Source organism: Mixta sp. Marseille-Q2659 (assembly GCF_940807255.1).
GTDB lineage: Bacteria > Pseudomonadota > Gammaproteobacteria > Enterobacterales > Enterobacteriaceae > Mixta.
In genome coordinates this window covers 1-19,623 of record NZ_CALNWY010000023.1, presented here as the reverse complement: position 1 = coordinate 19,623, position 19,623 = coordinate 1, and the positions used below count along the sequence as shown (strand labels likewise).

The 19,623-nt window shown below is 54.0% G+C and carries 19 protein-coding genes; 9 read left to right on the top strand and 10 right to left on the bottom strand.

All coding sequences use genetic code 11. From position 1 onward, the window contains the following. Positions 1–59 precede the first annotated feature (59 nt). From trpA to P3C52_RS15200, 6 genes are read right to left on the bottom strand one after another with little or no spacing between them, the layout of a single operon-like run. The gene (trpA, locus tag P3C52_RS15225) at positions 60–863 is read right to left on the bottom strand and encodes a tryptophan synthase subunit alpha (RefSeq protein ID WP_275555816.1); all 804 of its coding nucleotides are present in this window, start codon (positions 861–863) and stop codon (positions 60–62) included. Further along, a complete protein-coding gene (gene trpB, locus P3C52_RS15220; RefSeq protein ID WP_275555815.1) occupies positions 863–2,053 on the bottom strand; it encodes a tryptophan synthase subunit beta in 1,191 nt (396 codons plus the stop codon). The genes trpA and trpB overlap by 1 nt, the downstream gene beginning before the upstream one ends. A gap of 43 nt (positions 2,054–2,096) precedes the next feature. Continuing rightward, positions 2,097–3,455, bottom strand: a complete 1,359-nt coding sequence (gene trpCF, locus P3C52_RS15215; protein WP_275555814.1) for a bifunctional indole-3-glycerol-phosphate synthase TrpC/phosphoribosylanthranilate isomerase TrpF — start codon at positions 3,453–3,455, stop codon at positions 2,097–2,099. A 2-nt stretch (positions 3,456–3,457) separates the two neighbouring features. After that, positions 3,458–4,456, bottom strand: coding sequence for an anthranilate phosphoribosyltransferase (gene trpD, locus P3C52_RS15210; protein WP_275555813.1), 999 nt, complete (start codon positions 4,454–4,456; stop codon positions 3,458–3,460). A gap of 14 nt (positions 4,457–4,470) precedes the next feature. After that, positions 4,471–5,049 carry a gamma-glutamyl-gamma-aminobutyrate hydrolase family protein gene (locus P3C52_RS15205; protein ID WP_275555812.1) on the bottom strand — a complete coding sequence of 193 codons (579 nt, stop codon included), beginning with the start codon at positions 5,047–5,049 and terminating at the stop codon, positions 4,471–4,473. Beyond that, the gene (locus tag P3C52_RS15200) at positions 5,049–6,611 is read right to left on the bottom strand and encodes an anthranilate synthase component 1 (RefSeq protein WP_275555811.1); all 1,563 of its coding nucleotides are present in this window, start codon (positions 6,609–6,611) and stop codon (positions 5,049–5,051) included. Before P3C52_RS15200 ends, P3C52_RS15205 begins: the two co-directional genes overlap by 1 nt. Before the next feature lie 268 nt (positions 6,612–6,879). Here P3C52_RS15200 and P3C52_RS15195 point away from each other — a divergent pair, with 268 nt between their 5' ends. Next, positions 6,880–7,764, top strand: a complete 885-nt coding sequence (locus P3C52_RS15195) for a PHP domain-containing protein (protein ID WP_275555810.1) — start codon at positions 6,880–6,882, stop codon at positions 7,762–7,764. 13 nt (positions 7,765–7,777) lie between these two features. Beyond that, positions 7,778–8,398, top strand: a complete 621-nt coding sequence (locus tag P3C52_RS15190) for an L-threonylcarbamoyladenylate synthase (RefSeq protein WP_275555809.1) — start codon at positions 7,778–7,780, stop codon at positions 8,396–8,398. Positions 8,399–8,429: 31 nt separating this feature from the next. Here P3C52_RS15190 and P3C52_RS15185 read toward each other — a convergent pair whose 3' ends face one another. Next, positions 8,430–9,056: a serine protease gene (locus tag P3C52_RS15185; protein ID WP_275555808.1), complete on the bottom strand. Its 627-nt coding sequence runs from the start codon at positions 9,054–9,056 to the stop codon at positions 8,430–8,432. Positions 9,057–9,587: 531 nt separating this feature from the next. Between P3C52_RS15185 and rluB the strand changes: the two genes are divergently transcribed. After that, positions 9,588–10,472, top strand: coding sequence for a 23S rRNA pseudouridine(2605) synthase RluB (gene rluB, locus P3C52_RS15180; protein ID WP_275555807.1), 885 nt, complete (start codon positions 9,588–9,590; stop codon positions 10,470–10,472). Positions 10,473–10,550: 78 nt separating this feature from the next. On the opposite strand, the gene cobO is transcribed toward rluB, so the two are convergent. Together cobO and P3C52_RS15170 are read right to left on the bottom strand one after the other, a co-directional pair. Beyond that, entirely contained in the window at positions 10,551–11,144 is a 594-nt protein-coding gene (gene cobO / locus P3C52_RS15175) for a cob(I)yrinic acid a,c-diamide adenosyltransferase (RefSeq protein ID WP_275555806.1), read from the bottom strand. Next, positions 11,144–11,905, bottom strand: a complete 762-nt coding sequence (locus tag P3C52_RS15170; protein WP_275555805.1) for a YciK family oxidoreductase — start codon at positions 11,903–11,905, stop codon at positions 11,144–11,146. The genes cobO and P3C52_RS15170 overlap by 1 nt, the downstream gene beginning before the upstream one ends. A gap of 195 nt (positions 11,906–12,100) precedes the next feature. On the opposite strand from P3C52_RS15170, the gene sohB reads away from it, so the two are divergent. Continuing rightward, on the top strand, positions 12,101–13,150 hold the full coding sequence (gene sohB / locus P3C52_RS15165) for a protease SohB (RefSeq protein WP_275555804.1): 1,050 nt from the start codon (positions 12,101–12,103) through the stop codon (positions 13,148–13,150). Positions 13,151–13,177: 27 nt separating this feature from the next. Here sohB and P3C52_RS15160 read toward each other — a convergent pair whose 3' ends face one another. Beyond that, positions 13,178–13,429: a DUF2498 family protein gene (locus P3C52_RS15160; RefSeq protein ID WP_275555803.1), complete on the bottom strand. Its 252-nt coding sequence runs from the start codon at positions 13,427–13,429 to the stop codon at positions 13,178–13,180. A gap of 407 nt (positions 13,430–13,836) precedes the next feature. Between P3C52_RS15160 and topA the strand changes: the two genes are divergently transcribed. From topA to P3C52_RS15135, 5 genes are all read left to right on the top strand, one after another. Further along, positions 13,837–16,425 carry a type I DNA topoisomerase gene (gene topA / locus P3C52_RS15155; protein WP_275555802.1) on the top strand — a complete coding sequence of 863 codons (2,589 nt, stop codon included), beginning with the start codon at positions 13,837–13,839 and terminating at the stop codon, positions 16,423–16,425. Between the two features lie 261 nt (positions 16,426–16,686). Further along, positions 16,687–17,661 carry an HTH-type transcriptional regulator CysB gene (gene cysB / locus P3C52_RS15150; RefSeq protein ID WP_275555801.1) on the top strand — a complete coding sequence of 325 codons (975 nt, stop codon included), beginning with the start codon at positions 16,687–16,689 and terminating at the stop codon, positions 17,659–17,661. A 495-nt stretch (positions 17,662–18,156) separates the two neighbouring features. Then, positions 18,157–18,318: a YmiA family putative membrane protein gene (locus P3C52_RS15145; protein WP_275555800.1), complete on the top strand. Its 162-nt coding sequence runs from the start codon at positions 18,157–18,159 to the stop codon at positions 18,316–18,318. A gap of 2 nt (positions 18,319–18,320) precedes the next feature. Further along, on the top strand, positions 18,321–18,488 hold the full coding sequence (locus P3C52_RS15140) for a hypothetical protein (RefSeq protein WP_275555799.1): 168 nt from the start codon (positions 18,321–18,323) through the stop codon (positions 18,486–18,488). 473 nt (positions 18,489–18,961) lie between these two features. Beyond that, a partial coding sequence (locus P3C52_RS15135; RefSeq protein WP_275555798.1) for an aconitase family protein occupies positions 18,962–19,623 on the top strand: 662 nt, incomplete at its 3' end.

Below are 19,623 nucleotides of genomic sequence, written 5' to 3'. Positions count from 1 at the left end.
ACAAACTGCGAAAAAGGCTCAATAAAGCGTGCCTTACCCGCAGTAAGGCACCGAAGAGATTAGCGCGTTGCCGCTTTCAGACTGCTGACAAAACGTTTTAATTCGGCCAGCATGATCTCCGGCTCGGCATGGTGCTTCTCAATAATTTTCACAATGGCGGAACCGGAAATCGCCCCGTCCGCGCCAGCCGCAATCGCCTCTTTTACCTGCGACGGCTCTGAAATGCCGAAACCCTGCAGTGTCGGCGCAGCATGATATTCCCGCAGTTTATCAATCAAATGTTTCAGCGGCAGGCTGGCGCGGTTTTCCGCCCCGGTAACGCCAGCACGCGACAGCAGATAGATATAGCCACGACCGTAAGAGGCCACGGCGCGCAGCAGATCGTCATCGGCGTTAGGCGGACAGATAAAAATCGGTGCGATGTTATGACGCATCGCCGCCTGACGGAAGGGGCCTGATTCTTCTACCGGCACGTCGGCTACCAGCACGGAATCGACGCCAGCCTGCTCGCAGCGGGCATAAAACTCCTCAATACCGTTGGTAAACACCAGGTTGGCGTACATCAGCAGGCCGATGGGCAAGTCAGGATATTTCTGGCGGATGGTCGCTAACATCTCAAAGCACTGCGTGGGCGTTGTTCCGGCCGCAAAAGCGCGCAGCGTGGCGCCCTGAATCGTGGGGCCGTCCGCCAATGGATCGGAAAAGGGAATACCTAATTCCAGCGCGTCGGCACCAGCGGCAACCAGCGTATCGATAATCTGCAGTGAGAGTTCCGGCGAGGGATCGCCCAGCGTGACGAAAGGAACAAAGGCGCCTTCTTTGCTGGCGTTCAGACGCTTAAACAGCTGTTCGTAACGTTCCATTAGATCTCTCCCTGTGCTTTCAGAATATCGTGAACGGTGAAAATATCTTTATCGCCGCGCCCGGAAAGGTTCACCACCAGTAGCTGCTCTTTCTCCGGGTTCTGCTGGATCATTTTCAGCGCATGGGCCAGCGCATGGGCGGATTCCAGCGCCGGAAGAATGCCTTCCGAACGGCACAGTTGCTTAAAGGCATCCAGCGCTTCGTTATCGGTAATGGAAACGTAATCGGCGCGGCCGATGCTGTTCAGATGCGCATGCTGCGGGCCGACCGACGGGAAATCGAGTCCGGCGGAGATAGAGTAAGATTCCTCAATCTGGCCATCCTCTGTCTGCATCATTGGCGCTTTCATACCGAAGTAAATGCCGACGCGGCCATGCTTCAGCGGTGCGCCATGCTCGCCGGTTTCAATACCGTGTCCGGCAGGCTCTACGCCAATCAGCGCCACATCTTTTTCATCGATAAAATCAGCGAACATGCCGATAGCGTTGGAGCCGCCGCCAACGCAGGCGATCACCGCGTCCGGCAGTCGTCCTTCCGCTTCCAGGATCTGCGCTTTAGTCTCTTCGCCGATCATGCGCTGGAACTCACGCACGATAGTGGGATAGGGATGCGGACCGGCTGCGGTGCCGAGCATATAGTGCGCGGTTTCATAGCTGCCGGACCAGTCGCGCAGCGCCTCATTACAGGCATCTTTCAGCGTAGCGGAACCGCTATGTACCGGAATCACCTCGGCACCCATCAGGCGCATACGGAACACGTTGGGCGACTGGCGTTCCACATCTTTCGCGCCCATGTAGATACGACACTTCAGGCCAAGCAGGGCGCTGGCCAGCGCAGAGGCGACGCCATGCTGACCGGCGCCGGTTTCCGCAATGATTTCAGTTTTGCCCATGCGTTTCGCCAGCAGCGCCTGGCCCAATACCTGGTTGGTTTTATGGGCGCCGCCGTGCAGTAAATCTTCACGTTTCAGATAGAGACGCGCGTTAGTGCCGCTGGTCAGGTTGCGGCAGAGCGTTAATGCGGTAGGACGACCGGCATAATTTTTCAGCAGATCGGTAAACTGAGCCTGAAAATCGGCATCGCGCTGGGCGCTGACAAAGGCTTCTTCCAGTTGGCGCAGCGCGGGCATAAGAATTTGCGGAACATACATGCCGCCGAATTCGCCAAAATAGGGGTTCAATAATGTCATGTGCGTTATTCCTTATAGGCGCCCGCAAAGCGGACGATTGCTGTCAGTAAGCGCGCAGCGTTTGAAACACGGCGGCGATCTTTCCGGCATCCTTGATGCCCGGCGCGCTTTCTACGCCAGAGTTAAAATCGAGGCCAGCACAGCCGAGCTGCGCGGCCGTCACACAATTATCGGCACTCAGTCCGCCTGCCAACAGCACATTATCCAGCTGCTGGCCGGTCAGTAATGACCAGTCGAAACGCTCGCCGCTGCCGCCCGCGCCGTTATCGAAAACGTAGCGATCGACATGCTGCAAATTACGCGCCGGGAGTTCGCTCTTAACGCTCAGCGCCTTCCAGATAGCGACCTGGGCAGGCAGTTGCGAACGCAGCGTTTGGATATAATCCTGGCTTTCGTCGCCGTGCAGCTGAACGGCGCTGAGTTGCAGCGCGGCAGCCGTAGTGACAACGTCACTTATAGCGTCATTGCGGAACACGCCGACGTAGCGTAATGGAGCGGCAGCGATAACTTTCTGCGCCTGAGCGATATCAACCTGGCGCGGCGAGCCTTCAGCGAAAATCAAGCCGCCGTAAATTGCACCCGCTTCGCAGGCGGCGCGCGCATCTTCAGGCCGCGTCAGGCCGCAAATTTTATTATCGCCCAGCAGTACCCGACGTACCGCCTGATGCAGATCCGCCTCGCTCATTAAGGCTGAGCCGATCAGAAAACCGTTTGCAAACCGGCTTAGCTCGCGCACCTGCGCATAGCTGTTAATACCGGATTCGCTGATTACCGTCACGCCATGGCCAAGACGCGGCGCCAGCTGGCGGGTGCGATCCAGATCAACTGACAGATCGCGCAAATCGCGATTATTAATGCCAACCACTTTAGCGCCCAGCGCCAGCGCGCGTTCCAGCTCCGCTTCATTGCTGACTTCAGTGAGAATGCCCATCTCCAGGCTGTGCGCGACGGCCGCCAACTGGCGATACTGTTCATCATCCAGTACGGAAAGCATCAGCAATACCGCATCGGCCTGATAAAAGCGCGCCAGATAAATCTGCCAGGGATCGATAATAAAGTCTTTACACAGCACCGGCTGGGTAATCGCCGCGCTGACCAGCGGCAGAAAATCAAAGCTGCCCTGAAAATATTTCTCATCGGTCAACACCGAAACCGCCGATGCATAATCTTTATAAACGCCGGCGATGGCGACCGGATCGAAATCGTCCCGGATAACGCCTTTTGAAGGCGACGCCTTTTTACACTCCAGAATAAACGCGGTGCGCGTGCCCTGCAGCGCATGGTAAAAACTGCGCGAAGAGGGCACCAGCTGCTGCTGAAACGACGACAGCGGCTGGGTTTTTTTACGCTGTTCAATCCACAGCGCCTTATCTTTAACGATCTGAGTCAGTACGGTCTGCATCTCTAGCCTCTTGCTGCTAACGCGACAACGCGCTCATAAGCCTGGCCGCTGGCGATGGCGCTCAGCGCCCGCTGGGCATTATCACGTAAGTCTTCATTACCAAATATTTTCAAAAGCATAGCGACGTTAACCGCAACGGCATGCTGGTGCGCCTGCTGACCTTTACCCTGGAGCAACTGCGCCAGAATGTCACGGTTTTCTTCCGGCGTGCCGCCAGCCAGTGATGCTTTAGTATGGTATGGCAGACCGAAATCGTCCGGCGTCAGCTGATAACAGGTAATATCGCCGTCGCGCAGCTCGGCAACCTGGGTGGCGCTGTGAACCGCCACTTCATCCATGCCGCCACCGTGGACGACCGCCGCCCGCTGGTAGCCCAGCACGCGCAGCGTTTCGGCAATCGGCAGCACCAGTTCCGGGCTGTAGACGCCAATGACCGCCAGCGGCGGACGCGCCGGATTAATTAACGGCCCCAGCACATTGAACAGCGTGCGGGTTTTTAACTGCTGACGTACCGGCATCGCATGGCGGAAGCCGGTGTGATACTGCGGCGCAAACAAAAAGCATACATCCAGATCGTCCAGCGCCTGACGCGCTTTTTCCGCCGGTAAATCGAGGCTGATGCCAAAGGCTGCCAGCAGATCGGAAGAGCCGGATTTGCTGGACACGCTGCGGTTGCCATGTTTTGCCACTTTCAAACCGCAGGTCGCCGCAACAAAGGCGCTGGCGGTGGAAATATTGATGCTGTTGCTGCCGTCGCCACCGGTGCCGACAATATCGGCAAAGGCGTAGCCGGGACGGGGGAAAGGACGCGCATCGGCCAGCAGAGCCGAGGCCGCGCCAGCGATCTCCTCCGGCCGCTCGCCGCGTACTTTCATCGCGACCAGCGCTGCCGCCAGCTGCGTCGGCTCCAGTTGGCCGGTGACGATCGCCGTAAACAGCTGATGACTTTCCGTTCGGGTCAGGGTCTCTCCCTGATATAACTTCTCCAGAATAGGCTGCATGCTTTTTCCTCCGCTTATGCCAGCGCCCAGGCCAGGGTCTGTTCCAGCAGGCGCGCGCCCTGCGTCGTCAAAATGGATTCCGGGTGAAACTGGAAGCCGCATACCCGGTCGGCATCATGACGCACCGCCATCACCATCTCGTTAAAGGTGGCATTGACAACCAGTTCGTCAGGCGTATTGCTGCCCACCAGCGAGTGATAACGCGCAACCGGCAGCGGATTGCTGAGTCCGGCGAACATCGCCTGATTGTCATGCGTAATCGCGGACGCCTTGCCATGCAAGATTTCTCCCGCCTGGCCGACGTAACCGCCGTAGGCTTCAATAATTGCCTGATGTCCCAGGCAGATACCGATAATCGGCAACCGGCCGCGCAGGCGTTGCAACAGTTCCGGCATACAGCCAGCATCCGCTGGTGCGCCGGGGCCGGGCGAAAGCATCAGCACCGGCTTTTCCATCTGTTGCAGCTGTTCAGTCAGCATGTCGGCAGGCACGGTATTGCGATAAACCACCACGCGATGACCGAAAGTGCGCAACTGATCGACCAGGTTCCAGGTAAAGGAGTCGATATTATCGAGCAGCAGAATGTCAGCCATCAGAAGATCTCCTTACAGTGGTGTGCGGTAGCTATCGCGCGCAGAACGGCACGTGCTTTATTGCGGCTCTCATCGGCTTCAGCCTGCGGCTGTGAATCCAGCACCACGCCCGCGCCCGCCTGCACCGTGGCCACGCCATCTTCCACATAGGCAGAGCGGATAACAATGCAGGTGTCGAGATCGCCGCTGGCGGTAAAGTAGCCGACAGCGCCGCCATAAACGCCGCGACGCGTGCCTTCGGCGCGGGCAATTAGCTGCATGGCGCGCACTTTCGGCGCGCCGCTCAGGGTGCCCATGTTCATACAGGCGCGATAGGCGTGCAGCACATCGAGGTCAGCGCGCAGCGTGCCCACCACGCGGGAAACCAGATGCATAATAAAGGTATAACGATCGACCTTGGTCAGATCGGCAACGTAGCGGCTGCCGGGTTCGCAGATGCGCGCCAGATCGTTACGCGCCAGGTCGACCAGCATCAAATGTTCCGCCAGCTCTTTATGGTCGGTACGCATTTCCAGCTCGATGCGGCTGTCTAAATCGCGATCCAGCGAGCCGTCGGCGTGACGGCCACGCGGACGCGAACCGGCGATAGGATAGATTTCAATCTGACGCGACGCGGCGTCATATTTCAGCGAACTTTCAGGCGAGGCGCCGAACAGCGTAAAATCGCGGTCCTGCATAAAAAACATGTAAGGGCTGGGATTATTGTTCTTCAGCGTTTCGTAAGCCGCCAAAGGCGACGGGCAGGGCAGCGAGAAGCGGCGCGACGGCACCACCTGGAAAATTTCGCCGATGCGAATGGCCTGCTGCATATTGCGCACCACGTCGCAATACTCTTCATCGCTCTGGCTGCAGCTCAGGCTCATCTGTTCGACCTGCTGCACCGGCAGCGGCTGCGCAGGCTGCAGCATTTGCTCATGCAGCTGATGAATACGGCGCTGCAGACGCTGGAACTCGTCGGTCGAAGGCGCAAACAGGCTGGCCTGCAGGCGCGCCTGCTGGCGCTGATGATCGAGAACCAGCAGCGTTTCCGCCAGATAGAAACAGTAATCGGGGCAGCGCTGCTCATTACGCAGTGCAGGTAGCGGCTCAAAACCCGCCACTAAATCGTAGGCGAACAGGCCGCCCAGCAGCATCGATTCCCGCTCATCCTGCGGCGCATCGACCAGCTGTAAAATCAGCCGCAGCGCGTCAAAAACCGAAAGCGATTTCAGACGGGAATCTTCATCCTGCAGATCGGCTGTCGCAGGAAACGTCAGTTCACGGCTGTCAGGCCGTGCCTGATTTTCAACCCCGGCAGGCAGCGCCGCATCCAGCAGCGGCAGCAGCTGACGACCATTTTCTGACAGCGCCTGTACGGTAACGCAGTTATCCAGCGCGCTAATACGCAGGGCGCTGTCCACAATCAGCAAACTCTTCAGGTTACGTTTACTGTCAATATCCGCAGATTCCAGCAGCAGCGTGGCCGGACGCGCGCCGCACAGCTGATGGAACACCGCAGCGGGATCTTCACGGTAGGGCGCCGAGCCGGTAATCAGTTTCAATCCAGGTTTCGCATTCGACATAATCGGTTCTCTAAAATTCGCTCAAAAAAAAGCCCGCATCGGCGGGCTCAGGTATCAGCATGTGATGAATTCAGATGCGTGACGTCGTCGCCCTTCAATGGAAGTACGCCACCAGTCAGTCATCAGTTTATGGTTAAAAATCATCATGGATACCCTCGCGTGAACTTGTGTACTAGTTAACGGGTTCGCAGGAGGATTGTCAATACTTTTTTATATAGCGGTTAATCCGTTATGATGCAGCGTTATTTACTGTTTCTCAGGAGTTATTTTGACCGCCACCACGCCGATAAGCGCCTTTCCTATTTATGATTTACACAGCCATACCCGCGCGTCGGATGGGCTGTTAACCCCGCAGGAACTGGTGCAGCGCGCCGTTGCGATGCGCGTAGGCGTACTGGCAATTACCGATCACGATAGCGTGGCAGGTCTGGCTGCAGCCAGAGCAGCCATTGCGGAACAGCATTTGCCGCTGCATTTGATTGATGGCGTTGAAGCCTCAACCCTTTGGGAAAATCACGAAATTCATATTGTTGGTTTGGGCATCGATCCCAGTCATCCTGTTATGACTGATTTTTTAGCCGGTCAAAATGCATGTCGGTTGGCGCGGGCGCAGTTGATGGCTGAGCGGCTGGAAAAAGCGCAGATCCCCGGCGCGCTGGAAGGCGCGCTGGCGCTGGCTGAGGGCGGCGCGATTACGCGCGGTCATTTTGCCCGCTGGCTGATTGCGCAGGGTAAGGCCGATAATATGGCGCAGGTATTCAAACACTATCTGGCACGCGGCAAAACCGGTTACGCGCCGCCACAATGGTGTACAATTAAACAAGCCGTTGATGCTATTCATCATTCTGGCGGTTATGCGGTACTGGCGCACCCTGGCCGTTACGGCCTGTCGGCCAAATGGCTGAAGCGCCTGATCGCCCATTTTGCCGAAATCGGCGGTGATGCGATGGAAGTAGCGCAGTGCCAGCAGCCGCCGAACGAACGCAGCCAACTGGGACGCTACGCGCAGGATTATCAGCTGGCGGCGTCGCAGGGCTCCGATTTTCATCAACCCTGTCCGTGGATTGAGCTGGGTAAAAAGCTGTGGCTGCCGGGCGGTGTAGAAGCCGTCTGGACGCGCTTTCCCACCTTAATGCCGTCTGCGGAGAGGTGATAAGAGGTTAGCTATGAGTCAAATGTTTCATATTCATCCCGACAATCCCCAGCCGCGCCTGATTAGCCAGGCGGTGGATGTGTTGAATAAAGGCGGCGTGATTGTTTATCCAACCGATTCTGGCTATGCGTTGGGCTGTCGGCTGGAAGACAAGAGTGCGATGGAGCGTATTTGCCGTATCCGTCAGCTGGACGGCAACCATAATTTTACTCTGGTTTGCCGCGATCTTTCTGAACTGTCCACTTACGCTCACGTGGATAACAGCGCGTTTCGCCTGATTAAAAATAATACGCCCGGCAGCTATACCTTTATTTTGAAAGGGACCAAAGAGGTGCCGCGCCGTCTGATGAATGACAAGCGTAAAACCATTGGCTTGCGCGTGCCGTCGAATCCGGTCGCGCTGGCGCTGCTGGAGTCGCTGAATGAGCCGATGATGTCCACCTCGCTGATGCTGCCCGGCAACGATTTTACCGAGTCGGACCCGGAAGAAATTGAGCATCGCATCGGCAAGCTGGTGGATCTGATTATCGACGGCGGCACGCTGGGACAGCAGCCGACCACGGTGGTTGACTTAACCAGCGATACGCCGGAAGTGATCCGCGAAGGCGTCGGCGACAGCCGCCCGTTCCGTTAATCTCTGACCGGCGCCCGGCGCCGGTTTCCCGTCACGAAATCGAAGCGTCCAGCCAGGCTTTAAAATCGGCGTAGGGAATATAGAGAGAGACATCCTTCAGGATCACTTTCCCGTTACGCCGGTTTTTTATCGCTTTGCTGTAACCGATAATCACGCCGCCGATAGAATCGTCCTGATTATAAACCGCCCCGCCTGACATGCCCTGTACCACGCCTGCATTCGAAGCCATTGCCATACAGGGCGCTTTGTTCCAGCTGTTGCGAACGGCGATACGCGCCAGGTTTACGCCGCTGGACGCCACCGGCATCGCGGAAATAAAGCTGTAGCCATACATTTTCACGCTGTCGCCCACGCGGCTGGGGCTAAATGTCGGCAGCGTTTTCATGTCGTTTTTATGATAAACGATCGCCAAATCGCAGTATGGATGCCAGGCCTTGACCCGCTGGACGGAATATTTCGCCACATGTGCCGCCGTCAAACTGTATTCCGACGTCAGAGGAATACTGGTGCCGAGCGTACCGAGTCCCAAAATGGTGGGGATACCGGTAAAATTCATGTCGACGCGTTTCATGGCTTCGCGGCTGTATTCATATTTGCCGACGGAACAGCCTGACAGCAGCAATATAGCCGCCGCCGCTAACAGAAGATTAGTTTTCATTATGTCTACTGGTGTACGGGTATGCCGGTAAACCCTGGTGAAGTTCGATGGCATACAAATTATTCGCCTGATTTCGGCGTTTAATACCGGCTGATTACCGGCGCTATTCTTGGTTTAAAGCAACAAAGTTATTAAAAAAGAAAGCGGTTAAATAAATATCTTTTGGCGCTGATGCGCTCTGGGACGCTTAATAAGCGGCGCTTATTTTACCGTCGTCTGGTTTGTAAACAACTCGACTCTGGTTCAGGTGATAAAATGCGCATGTCGCCTGAATAATCGCCGATGGCAAAACGCGTAGCGGCAGGCGAAAAAACCACCACTCTGCCTTTACACTTATCGGCAGCGCGACACAAAACTCCAGTGCAGGAAACTCAAGCAACGAACTAAACTTCATGTATACTGTGCGGCCACATTGCAGCAGGCCGCCCGAACAAGGCGGATTGCGGGCAATCCCTCCTTTCAGGTCATGGCTCGCCACGCCGTGACATAAGCAATAAACGACGCCTGTGAAGGCGACAGTGAGGCAGCTCAATGAGCGAAAAGTTACAAAAAGTATTAGCGCGGGCCGGTCACGGTTCTCGTCGTGAAATCGAAGCAAAAATTTCTGCCGGACGCATCAGTGTGGATGGCAAACTGGCGACGCTGGGCGATCGCATCGAACCTAACGCCACGGTAAAAATCCGTATTGATGGCCATATCGTCTCCGTCAGTGAATCTACTCAGCAGGTTTGTCGCGTGCTGGCTTACTATAAGCCGGAAGGCGAACTTTGCACCCGTAACGACCCGGAAGGGCGTCCGACGGTATTCGATCGTCTGCCGCGTCTGCGTGGCGCGCGCTGGATTGCGGTAGGGCGTCTGGATGTGAACACCTGCGGTCTGCTGCTGTTTACCACCGATGGTGAGCTGGCGAACCGTTTAATGCATCCCAGCCGTGAAGTTGAACGTGAATATGCGGTGCGTGTTTTCGGCCAGGTTGACGATGCAAAAATCCGTCAGCTGAGCGTTGGTGTTCAGCTGGAAGATGGCCCGGCCTCTTTCCGCACCATTAAATTTACCGGTGGCGAAGGGATGAACCAGTGGTATAACGTGACGCTGACCGAAGGGCGGAACCGTGAAGTGCGTCGTCTGTGGGAAGCCGTCGGCGTGCAGGTAAGCCGCCTGATCCGCGTACGTTACGGCGACATCACCTTGCCGAAAGGCATTCCGCGCGGCGGCTGGACCGAGCTGGATCTGGCGCCGGTGAACTATCTGCGCGAGCTGGTAGGGCTGCCGCCGGAAAGCGTCAGCAAAGTGCCAGTTGAGAAAGATCGCCGTCGCACTAAAGCTAACCAGATCCGCCGTGCGGTGAAACGCCATACGCAGCTGGGTACGGCTCGCCGCCCGGCGAAACGTAATGAAGGCGCGAAACGCGGTTAATTCCCGGCAGAGCAATAACAAAAGGCATCCTGAATGGATGCCTTTTTACTTTTTGTCGCGGGTGATTGCGAAGAGCAGCTACCAGTCAATGCCCTGTTGTGCCTGAATACCGGCATCGAAAGCATGTTTCACCGGTCGCATTTCGCTAACCGTATCCGCCAGCGCCAGAATATCGCGATGACAGCCGCGTCCGGTCACGATCACGCTTTGATGCGCGGGACGCTGTTCCAGCGCTGTTATAACCTGCTCCAGCGGCAAATAGCTGAAGCTGATCATGTAGGTAATCTCATCTAGGATAACCAAATCAAGCGCCGGATCGCGCAGCATACGCTGCGCATGCTGCCAGACGGCAAGGCAGGCTTCGGTATCCGCCGCGCGATCCTGGGTTTCCCAGGTAAAACCGGTGGCCATTACCTGAAATTCCACGCCGTGCGGCTCCAGCAGATTGCGCTCACCGTTCGGCCATTCACCTTTAATAAACTGAACAACGCCGACCTTTTTTTGATGACCAACTGCGCGCGTCGCGGTGCCGAAGGCGGCGGTGGTCTTACCTTTACCGTTGCCGGTAAAGACCATCAGAATGCCGCGCGTTTCGCTGGCGGCAGCAATACGGGCGTCGACTTGCTCTTTCAGGCGCTGCTGCCGCTGTTGATGACGATCGTCCTGCGCCATTATTCCGCCGGCCCCGGTTTGCGCCCCGGCTGCGCATCAAAGCTGATGCCGGTTTTGCGGCGGCTGTCGTCGCCCATTAAATAAAGGTAGATCGGCATGATTTCCGCCGGCGTTTTTAGCTTGCCTGCATCTTCATCAGGGAACGCGCTGGCGCGCATTTTAGTGCGAGTGCCGCCAGGATTGATGCAGTTTACCCGCAGATTGCGATTTTTATACTCTTCAGCCAGCACCTGCATCATGCCTTCCGTAGCGAATTTCGAGACGGCATAGGCGCCCCAGCCGGAACGGCCCGTCCGGCCTACGCTGGAGCTGGTGAAGACCAGCGATGCGGAATCGGAATTCAGCAGCAGCGGCAGCAGTGCCTGGGTGAGGAAAAAGGTGGCGTCAACGTTAACGCGCATTACCTGCTGCCATATTTCGGGGGAAAGCTCAGCCAACGGCACGATTTCCCCCAGCAGACCGGCATTATGCAAGACGCCATCCAGGCGCGGCACCTGCTGTGCCAGCGCCTGTGCAAACTGTTGGCAGCTTTCTGGCGTCACTTCCGCCAGATCGAGCAGGCAAACCAGCGGCGTCGCTTTGCCCAGCGCACTGATTTCATCGCTGACGCGTTGCAGCTTTTCTGCGTTGCGGCCCAGTAAAATAACCTGCGCGCCGTAACGCGCATAGGTGAGCGCCGCTTCACGGCCAATGCCGTCGCTGGCGCCGGTAACAAGGATAATTCGATGATTAAGCAGGTCGCTTTTAGGTTGATAATGCAAAACGTCGTCCTCGGCGAGTAATGATTCAGCGCAGGGCTGAGAAGCGCTAAGGGGGAGTTATGCCTGAAAAATTTCTTCAGTTCAATGTCGTCGCGCCCATTTCCCGGCAGCGCACCGCATTACAGGCGACGAAGCAGGCCGACTCGGCTACACTACGCTCTGGTTTTAGGAAGGGTATTAACAAAGGCGGATCGAATGGATTTACTGTTCTGGTATGCACTATTTTTGGCAAAAGCGGTAACGGTGGTGGTAGCTATCGCGGCGGTTGCCATCATTCTGGTGAATGTTACCCAGCGCAAGCGCGGTCAGGCGGGGCAGCTACAGGTGACCCAGCTTAATGAGCGCTACCGCGATATGAAAAAAAGCATGCTGCTGGCGCTATTGCCGCCGCATGAGCAAAAGCTGCGTCAGAAAGCGGAAAAGAAAAAGCAGAAGCAGGAAGCGAAAGCTGCTAAGCAGCGGGCAAAACAGGGCCTTTCCGCAGTGGAAAGCAAGCCCACGCTCTATGTTCTCGATTTCAAAGGCAGCATGGATGCCGGAGAAGTGACTTCACTGCGTGAAGAGATTTCGGCGGTGATGGCAGTGGCACGCGAGCAGGATGAAGTGCTGTTGCGACTCGAAAGCCCGGGCGGCGTTGTACATGGTTATGGCCTGGCTGCGTCACAGCTCCAGCGTCTGCGCGAAAAAGGCATTCGCCTGACGGTGGCGGTAGATAAAGTTGCCGCCAGCGGCGGTTATATGATGGCCTGCGTAGCCGATAAAATTATTGCCGCGCCATTTGCCATTATTGGCTCTATTGGCGTAGTGGCGCAGGTGCCTAATTTTAATCGTCTGTTGAAACGTAACGATATTGATGTCGAACTACACACCGCGGGCGAATATAAGCGTACGTTGACCTTATTCGGCGAAAATACCGAACAGGGCCGTAAGAAATTTCGCGAAGATTTGAACGAAACGCATTTGCTGTTTAAACAGTTCGTTCAGGAAATGCGTCCGGTATTAGATATTGATCGCGTTGCGACCGGTGAACACTGGTACGGCAGCCAGGCGCTGGAAAAACGGCTAATTGATGAATTAGGCACCAGCGACGATATTATTATCAGCCGCATGGATCATTTCAGCGTGGTTAACGTACGTTATACGCGGCGCAAAAAGTTAATGGATCGCTTTACGCAAAGCGCCGCCGACAGCGCCGCGCGTCAATTGATGAAACTTTGGCAGCGTGGCGATAAGCCGCTGCTGTAAACCATTAATGCCCGGCCTGGCCGGGCATTAATCCGCCAGATGATATTTCTCAGATAATGCTACCGTAAGCGCTTTAAATACGTTAAATACCGCGGTGCTTTTTGCCGTAGGCAGGCCATTCTCATCAAGAAAATAGTTGCCACGAAATACCAGCAGTTCCCCGTTTTGCTCTACATCGCTGGCTTCAATGCCGGCAAAATAATCGTCATGTTCACGGATCAAAGCGTTGGCTTCTTTGAGAAGTTCCTCACGGGAAAGTGCAGACGTTTTTGCGTTCATTATTTAACCTCATTTTGACAGATGATAATTCTCTTCTATATTACTGGCCTGTTGTTGCTAACCGCAAATAAAGTGTGGCTATTATCTGCGGCGGAAAAAAGCGGTAAAAGTGGCGCAAAACCAGGCGAGATGCTAATTAAGTTGCGTATCCGATTTTATCAGGTACAGTGTGGGCGTTTCAGTGTCCGGGCGTAAAAATGGCTTTACGCTGGCAGCAAGAAGCACCGGATTCCGGCTAAAAGCGCCCGCTAATCAGTACCATAAACTGTCATGTATTAGCTCGCTTGCTTCAAATCAGGCCGGGTTGAATTCTTTCTGATCCGCTGCAATATAGGTTGACACGCTGACTGGCAACGCTGGAAAACGCCATCATTACATTCGGACGTATTCATCAGGTAAAGGTAAATATGGGTAAAGCTCTCGTAATAGTCGAGTCCCCGGCAAAGGCCAAAACGATTAATAAATATCTCGGTAAAGACTACGTTGTGAAGTCCAGCGTGGGTCATATACGCGATTTGCCGACCAGTGGCTCGACGGTGAAAAAGAGCGCTGACGCTAAGCCAGCCAAAAAAGCTAAAAAAGATGAAAAGGCCGCGCTGGTTAACCGCATGGGCGTCGATCCCTGGCACGGCTGGAAAGCGGATTATCAGATTTTGCCTGGTAAAGAGAAAGTAGTCTCTGAACTGAAGGCGCTGGCGCAGGAAGCCGATCATATTTATCTCGCAACCGACCTTGACCGCGAAGGGGAAGCCATCGCATGGCACCTGCGGGAAGTGATTGGCGGCGATGATAAGCGCTTCAGCCGCGTGGTATTTAACGAAATTACCAAAAATGCGATTCGCCAGGCCTTTGAAAAACCGGGCGAACTGAATATTGAGCGCGTTAACGCGCAGCAGGCCCGCCGCTTTATGGATCGGGTGGTGGGCTATATGGTTTCACCGCTGCTGTGGAAAAAGATCGCCCGTGGGCTTTCCGCAGGCCGCGTACAGTCGGTTGCGGTGCGGCTGGTGGTTGAACGCGAGCGCGAAATCAAAGCGTTCGTGCCGGAAGAATATTGGGAGCTAAGCGCCGATCTCACCACGCCGAAAGGCAGCGATCTGCCGATGCAGGTGACCCATCAGGGCGACAAGCCGTTCCGCCCGGTTAATAAAGAACAGACTCAGGCGGCGGTCAGCCTGCTGGAAAAAGCGCGTTACCGCGTGGAAGATCGTGAAGACCGACCAACCAGCAGCAAACCCGGCGCGCCGTTCATCACCTCTACGCTTCAGCAGGCGGCCAGCACACGTTTAGGCTTTGGCGTAAAAAGAACCATGGCGCTGGCGCAGCGTTTGTATGAAGCGGGCCATATCACCTATATGCGTACCGATTCAACCAACCTGAGCCAGGACGCGGTGGCGATGGCGCGCGGCTATATTGAATCCAGCTTCGGCGTTAAATATTTGCCCAAAGCAGCGAACACCTATGCCAGCAAAGAGAATTCACAGGAAGCGCACGAAGCGATTCGTCCTTCTGATGTGACCGTCCAGGCTGAGCAGTTAAAGGATATGGAAGCCGACGCGCAGAAACTTTATCAGCTTATCTGGCGCCAGTTTGTTGCCTGCCAGATGGTGCCGGCGCAGTATGACTCCACCACGCTGACGGTTGCAGCCGGTGATTTCAAACTGAAGGCAAAAGGGCGCATTCTGCGTTTCGACGGCTGGACAAAAGTGATGCCGGCGCTGCGTAAAGGCGATGAAGATCGTATTTTGCCCGCTATTGAAGTTGGCGATGAGCTGAGCCTGCAGCAGTTGAATCCAAGCCAGCACTTTACTAAACCACCGGCGCGCTTCAGCGAAGCCTCGCTGGTGCGCGAACTGGAAAAACGCGGTATCGGTCGTCCTTCCACCTATGCATCTATTATCTCGACCATCCAGGATCGTGGTTATGTTCGCGTGGAAAGCCGTCGTTTCTATGCGGAAAAAATGGGTGAAATCGTGACCGACCGTCTGGAAGAAAACTTCCGCGATTTAATGAGCTACGATTTTACTGCGCATATGGAAGATAACCTCGACCAGGTTGCTAATGACCAGGCGGAATGGAAAGCGGTACTGGACCACTTTTTTGCTGATTTCAGCAAACAGCTGGATCAGGCGGAGAAAGATCCGGAAGAGGGCGGCATGCAGCCGAACCCGATGGTGCTGACCTCAATCGACTGTCCGACCTGCGGACGTAAAATGGGCATTCGCACCGCCAGCACCGGCGTTTTCCTTGGCTGTTCCGGTTACGCATTACCGCCGAAAGAGCGCTGCAAACAGACTATTAACCTGATCCCGGAAAATGAAGTCCTCAATATTCTGGAAGGCGAGGATGCGGAAACCAATGCGCTGCGTGCGCGCCGCCGTTGCCAGAAATGCGGAACGGCAATGGACAGCTATCTGATTGATAATCAGCGTAAGCTGCACGTTTGCGGTAATAATCCCAGCTGCGATGGTTACGAAATTGAACAGGGCGAATTCCGTATCAAAGGTTATGATGGCCCGATTGTAGAGTGTGAAAAGTGCGGCTCTGAAATGCACCTGAAAATGGGGCGTTTCGGCAAGTATATGGCCTGTACTAACGACGATTGTAAAAATACGCGCAAGATTTTACGTAATGGCGAAGTCGCGCCGCCGAAGGAAGATCCGGTGCCTTTACCGGAGCTGCCCTGCGAGAAGTCAGACGCTTATTTCGTACTACGTGACGGCGCGGCAGGCGTGTTCCTCGCAGCCAATACTTTCCCGAAATCGCGCGAAACCCGTGCGCCGCTGGTGGAAGAACTACAGCGCTTCCGCGATCGGTTACCGGAAAAGCTACGCTATCTGGCCGATGCGCCAGCGACCGATGAGCAGGGGAATAAAACACTGGTGCGCTTTAGCCGCAAAACTAAACAGCAGTATGTCAGCTCGGAAAAAGAGGGCAAAGCCACAGGCTGGTCCGCTTTCTACGTCGATGGCGAATGGCGCGTAACGGAAAAATAAATTATTCGTCTGGTTAACTTCTTACGCAATGAGAAGCAGACCGGGAATATAGCCAACCCTAAGGCCAGTCAACGACTGGCCTTTTCTTTAACTGGCTTATAGCTAAACGCTATACTTCAGACTTAAAAATGTTATAGTTGTTATAGCATTACTTCTGAATTTTCCTATCGCTATAACCCGTCCGTTAAGCGCTTTTCCTGAGGATTTTTCCCCTGGCCGCGCGCGGGTTCAGTGCGTGGCTTTATCACGGGATGAATAACTATGAAATTGCAGCAGCTGCGTTACATCGTGGAAGTGGTTAATCACAACCTGAATGTGTCATCGACTGCGGAAGGGCTTTACACCTCGCAGCCCGGCATCAGTAAACAGGTTCGTATGCTGGAGGATGAGCTGGGCATTCAGATTTTCGCCCGTAGCGGTAAGCATCTTACTCAGGTAACGCCTGCTGGCGAGGAGATTATCCGCATTGCCCGTGAAGTGCTTTCTAAGGTGGATGCCATTAAATCTGTTGCCGGCGAGCATACCTGGCCAGATAAAGGTTCTTTGTATGTGGCGACTACCCATACGCAGGCGCGCTATGCGCTGCCAGGCGTAATCAAAGGGTTTATTGAGCGCTATCCGCGTGTCTCGCTGCATATGCATCAGGGATCGCCTACGCAGATTGCTGAGGCGGTATCAAAGGGAAACGCCGATTTTGCTATTGCTACCGAAGCGCTGCATCTGTATGACGACCTCATTATGCTGCCTTGCTATCACTGGAACCGCGCGATTGTCGTCACGCCCGATCATCCGCTGGCAGGAAAGAGCGATGTGACGATTGAGGAGCTGGCGGAATATCCGCTGGTCACTTATACCTTCGGCTTTACCGGACGCTCCGAGCTGGATACGGCGTTTAATCGGGCAGGCCTGACGCCACGTATCGTCTTTACCGCAACCGATGCGGATGTAATTAAAACCTACGTGCGATTGGGGCTGGGCGTCGGCGTTATCGCCAGTATGGCCGTTGACCCGGTTTCCGATCCTGATCTGGTGCGTATTGAAGCGGCGGATATCTTCACCAACAGCACCACAAAAATCGGTTTTCGTCGCAGCACGTTCTTACGCAGCTACATGTATGATTTTATTCAACGTTTCGCACCGCATCTGACCCGCGACGTGGTCGATACGGCGGTTGCGCTGCGTTCGAATGAAGATATAGAAGCCATGTTCAAAGATATCCGCCTGCCTTTTAAGTAATAACCTCACAACTATAAAGGTAACAAGGCCGCTGCTGCGGCCTTTTGTCTTTAATACCAGCCAATTGCACAATTTTTAGAATGTTTAGGATCATTTTTCTATAAATGAAACATTCATCACATGTTTTTTGATTGTTATTAATTAATTGCGAAACAGTACACATTTTCACATGGGCGGTTTTGCACACTGCCAGGACTATTCTCATACTCAAGTTAAACCGAAACGGAAACGCAGTCAGTCAGGGGAGTCAGAAATTTTTTGTCAGTTATTAAATGGATCGGTAAGTTCTTTTCTGAATGTTATTTGGCTTAAGTGAAGATTAAAAACGGGTTAGGTTGTTAAGCTTTACTGATGTGAAATTAATAGAACGATAAATTGTACTAATCGTTGAACACAACAAAAATAGCTGGATTTTTGGTCTTAAAATGTTTAGGATTTCTCCTAAAAGCTGATTGATGTTAACAATCGTTTTATTGAGAGTGATTATCAAAAACTATGGCTATGAGAATTTCAGTACAACCTGGCGTACAGAGCAATGCCGCGAAAGTAGCGCGCAGTGGTGGTAGCATCCGTCGCAAAGCCTGGTTGGCAGTTTTTGCCGCGTGTGGCCTGTTTTGGACGGTTGTTGCCCTGATGGTTTGGCAGATCTGGAGTTGATTATGTGGGAACAAACATTGCCGCTTAAAACTCAGTCGGTTCGTAAATTAAAGCCCGGCAGCTATAAACCTAAAGCACAGGATAAAGTGACGATTCCGGAAGCCTGGAATCTGAACGACGCGCAACGTAATTTTATTGAATTAATGCTCGATAATAAAACAAATAAATAATAATTATTCGTATCTGGGTAATAAATTAAAATAACTATTCATTTCCTTCCTTTGATCGAAACGCTATCGGGCGTTGTTAGCCGCCCAATAAATTTAACCAATTTCAGCATTCGGTAGAATCTATTGGCTGTAATTAATAGATTCGTTGTTCGGTGACTTATTGGTCGGAAATCGACCTGAGAGGGTGACTAATGAATATTTCTATGTTTTCGTTGTTTAGCGCTTCCGCCTATTCTCTGCTGGTCTGGATGGCTGCTGCCTGGCTATTAATGCAGTAATCAACTTCTCTCATTCTTTCTTCCGACCTGACGCCCCGTCTGTTTACAGCGGGGCGTTTGCTTTTCCGCTTATGTGCGTTTTCCGCGATGTGTCGATTTGTGTTGTTATCGAAACGTTAATTATAGTTTGTACTATGTTTAACACAGACCTTGTCATTCATCGGGTTATTAAGCGCATGATAAAAAGGAGGAGCTATGTCGTTATCCCTGCGAGATACAAGTCAGGACACGCTGGATGTTGATGGTCAACGCTACCATTTTTATAGTCTTCCGCGTGTCGCTCAGCAGCTGGGCGATCTCTCCCGCTTACCCAAATCCCTGAAAGTTTTACTGGAAAACCTGCTGCGCTGGCAGGATGGAAGCTCGGTTACCGCGGAAGATATTCAGGCGCTGGCCGACTGGCAGAAAACGGCCCATGCCGATCGTGAAATTGCCTATCGTCCTGCTCGCGTATTAATGCAGGACTTCACCGGCGTGCCTGCGGTGGTGGATCTGGCCGCTATGCGCGAGGCGGTGAAACGCCTTGGCGGCGATGTGAAGAAAGTTAATCCGTTATCGCCGGTCGATTTGGTGATTGACCATTCAGTGACCGTGGATCGTTTCGGCGATGATGATGCCTTTGAAGAAAACGTACGGCTGGAAATGGAACGTAACCATGAGCGCTACGTTTTCTTGCGTTGGGGGCAAAAGGCGTTTGATAAATTTCGCGTTGTGCCGCCTGGCACCGGCATTTGCCATCAGGTAAACCTTGAGTATTTAGGCAAGGCTGTCTGGCATGAAGAGCAGGAGGGGAAACGTATCGCTTATCCCGATACGCTGGTCGGTACCGATTCCCATACAACCATGATTAACGGCCT

Excerpts from the sequence above, each read along its gene's own strand:
- topA (WP_275555802.1), top strand. The coding sequence starts at position 13,837 with ATGGGTAAAGCTCTCGTAATAGTCGAGTCCCCGGCAAAGGCCAAAACG.
- rluB (WP_275555807.1), top strand. The coding sequence starts at position 9,588 with ATGAGCGAAAAGTTACAAAAAGTATTAGCGCGGGCCGGTCACGGTTCT.
- trpCF (WP_275555814.1), bottom strand. The coding sequence starts at position 3,455 with ATGCAGACCGTACTGACTCAGATCGTTAAAGATAAGGCGCTGTGGATT.
- cysB (WP_275555801.1), top strand. The coding sequence starts at position 16,687 with ATGAAATTGCAGCAGCTGCGTTACATCGTGGAAGTGGTTAATCACAAC.
- sohB (WP_275555804.1), top strand. The coding sequence starts at position 12,101 with ATGGATTTACTGTTCTGGTATGCACTATTTTTGGCAAAAGCGGTAACG.
- P3C52_RS15145 (WP_275555800.1), top strand. The coding sequence starts at position 18,157 with ATGGCTATGAGAATTTCAGTACAACCTGGCGTACAGAGCAATGCCGCG.
- trpD (WP_275555813.1), bottom strand. The coding sequence starts at position 4,456 with ATGCAGCCTATTCTGGAGAAGTTATATCAGGGAGAGACCCTGACCCGA.
- P3C52_RS15205 (WP_275555812.1), bottom strand. The coding sequence starts at position 5,049 with ATGGCTGACATTCTGCTGCTCGATAATATCGACTCCTTTACCTGGAAC.
- P3C52_RS15140 (WP_275555799.1), top strand. The coding sequence starts at position 18,321 with ATGTGGGAACAAACATTGCCGCTTAAAACTCAGTCGGTTCGTAAATTA.
- P3C52_RS15190 (WP_275555809.1), top strand. The coding sequence starts at position 7,778 with ATGAGTCAAATGTTTCATATTCATCCCGACAATCCCCAGCCGCGCCTG.
- cobO (WP_275555806.1), bottom strand. The coding sequence starts at position 11,144 with ATGGCGCAGGACGATCGTCATCAACAGCGGCAGCAGCGCCTGAAAGAG.
- P3C52_RS15160 (WP_275555803.1), bottom strand. The coding sequence starts at position 13,429 with ATGAACGCAAAAACGTCTGCACTTTCCCGTGAGGAACTTCTCAAAGAA.
- P3C52_RS15200 (WP_275555811.1), bottom strand. The coding sequence starts at position 6,611 with ATGTCGAATGCGAAACCTGGATTGAAACTGATTACCGGCTCGGCGCCC.
- trpB (WP_275555815.1), bottom strand. The coding sequence starts at position 2,053 with ATGACATTATTGAACCCCTATTTTGGCGAATTCGGCGGCATGTATGTT.
- P3C52_RS15185 (WP_275555808.1), bottom strand. The coding sequence starts at position 9,056 with ATGAAAACTAATCTTCTGTTAGCGGCGGCGGCTATATTGCTGCTGTCA.
- trpA (WP_275555816.1), bottom strand. The coding sequence starts at position 863 with ATGGAACGTTACGAACAGCTGTTTAAGCGTCTGAACGCCAGCAAAGAA.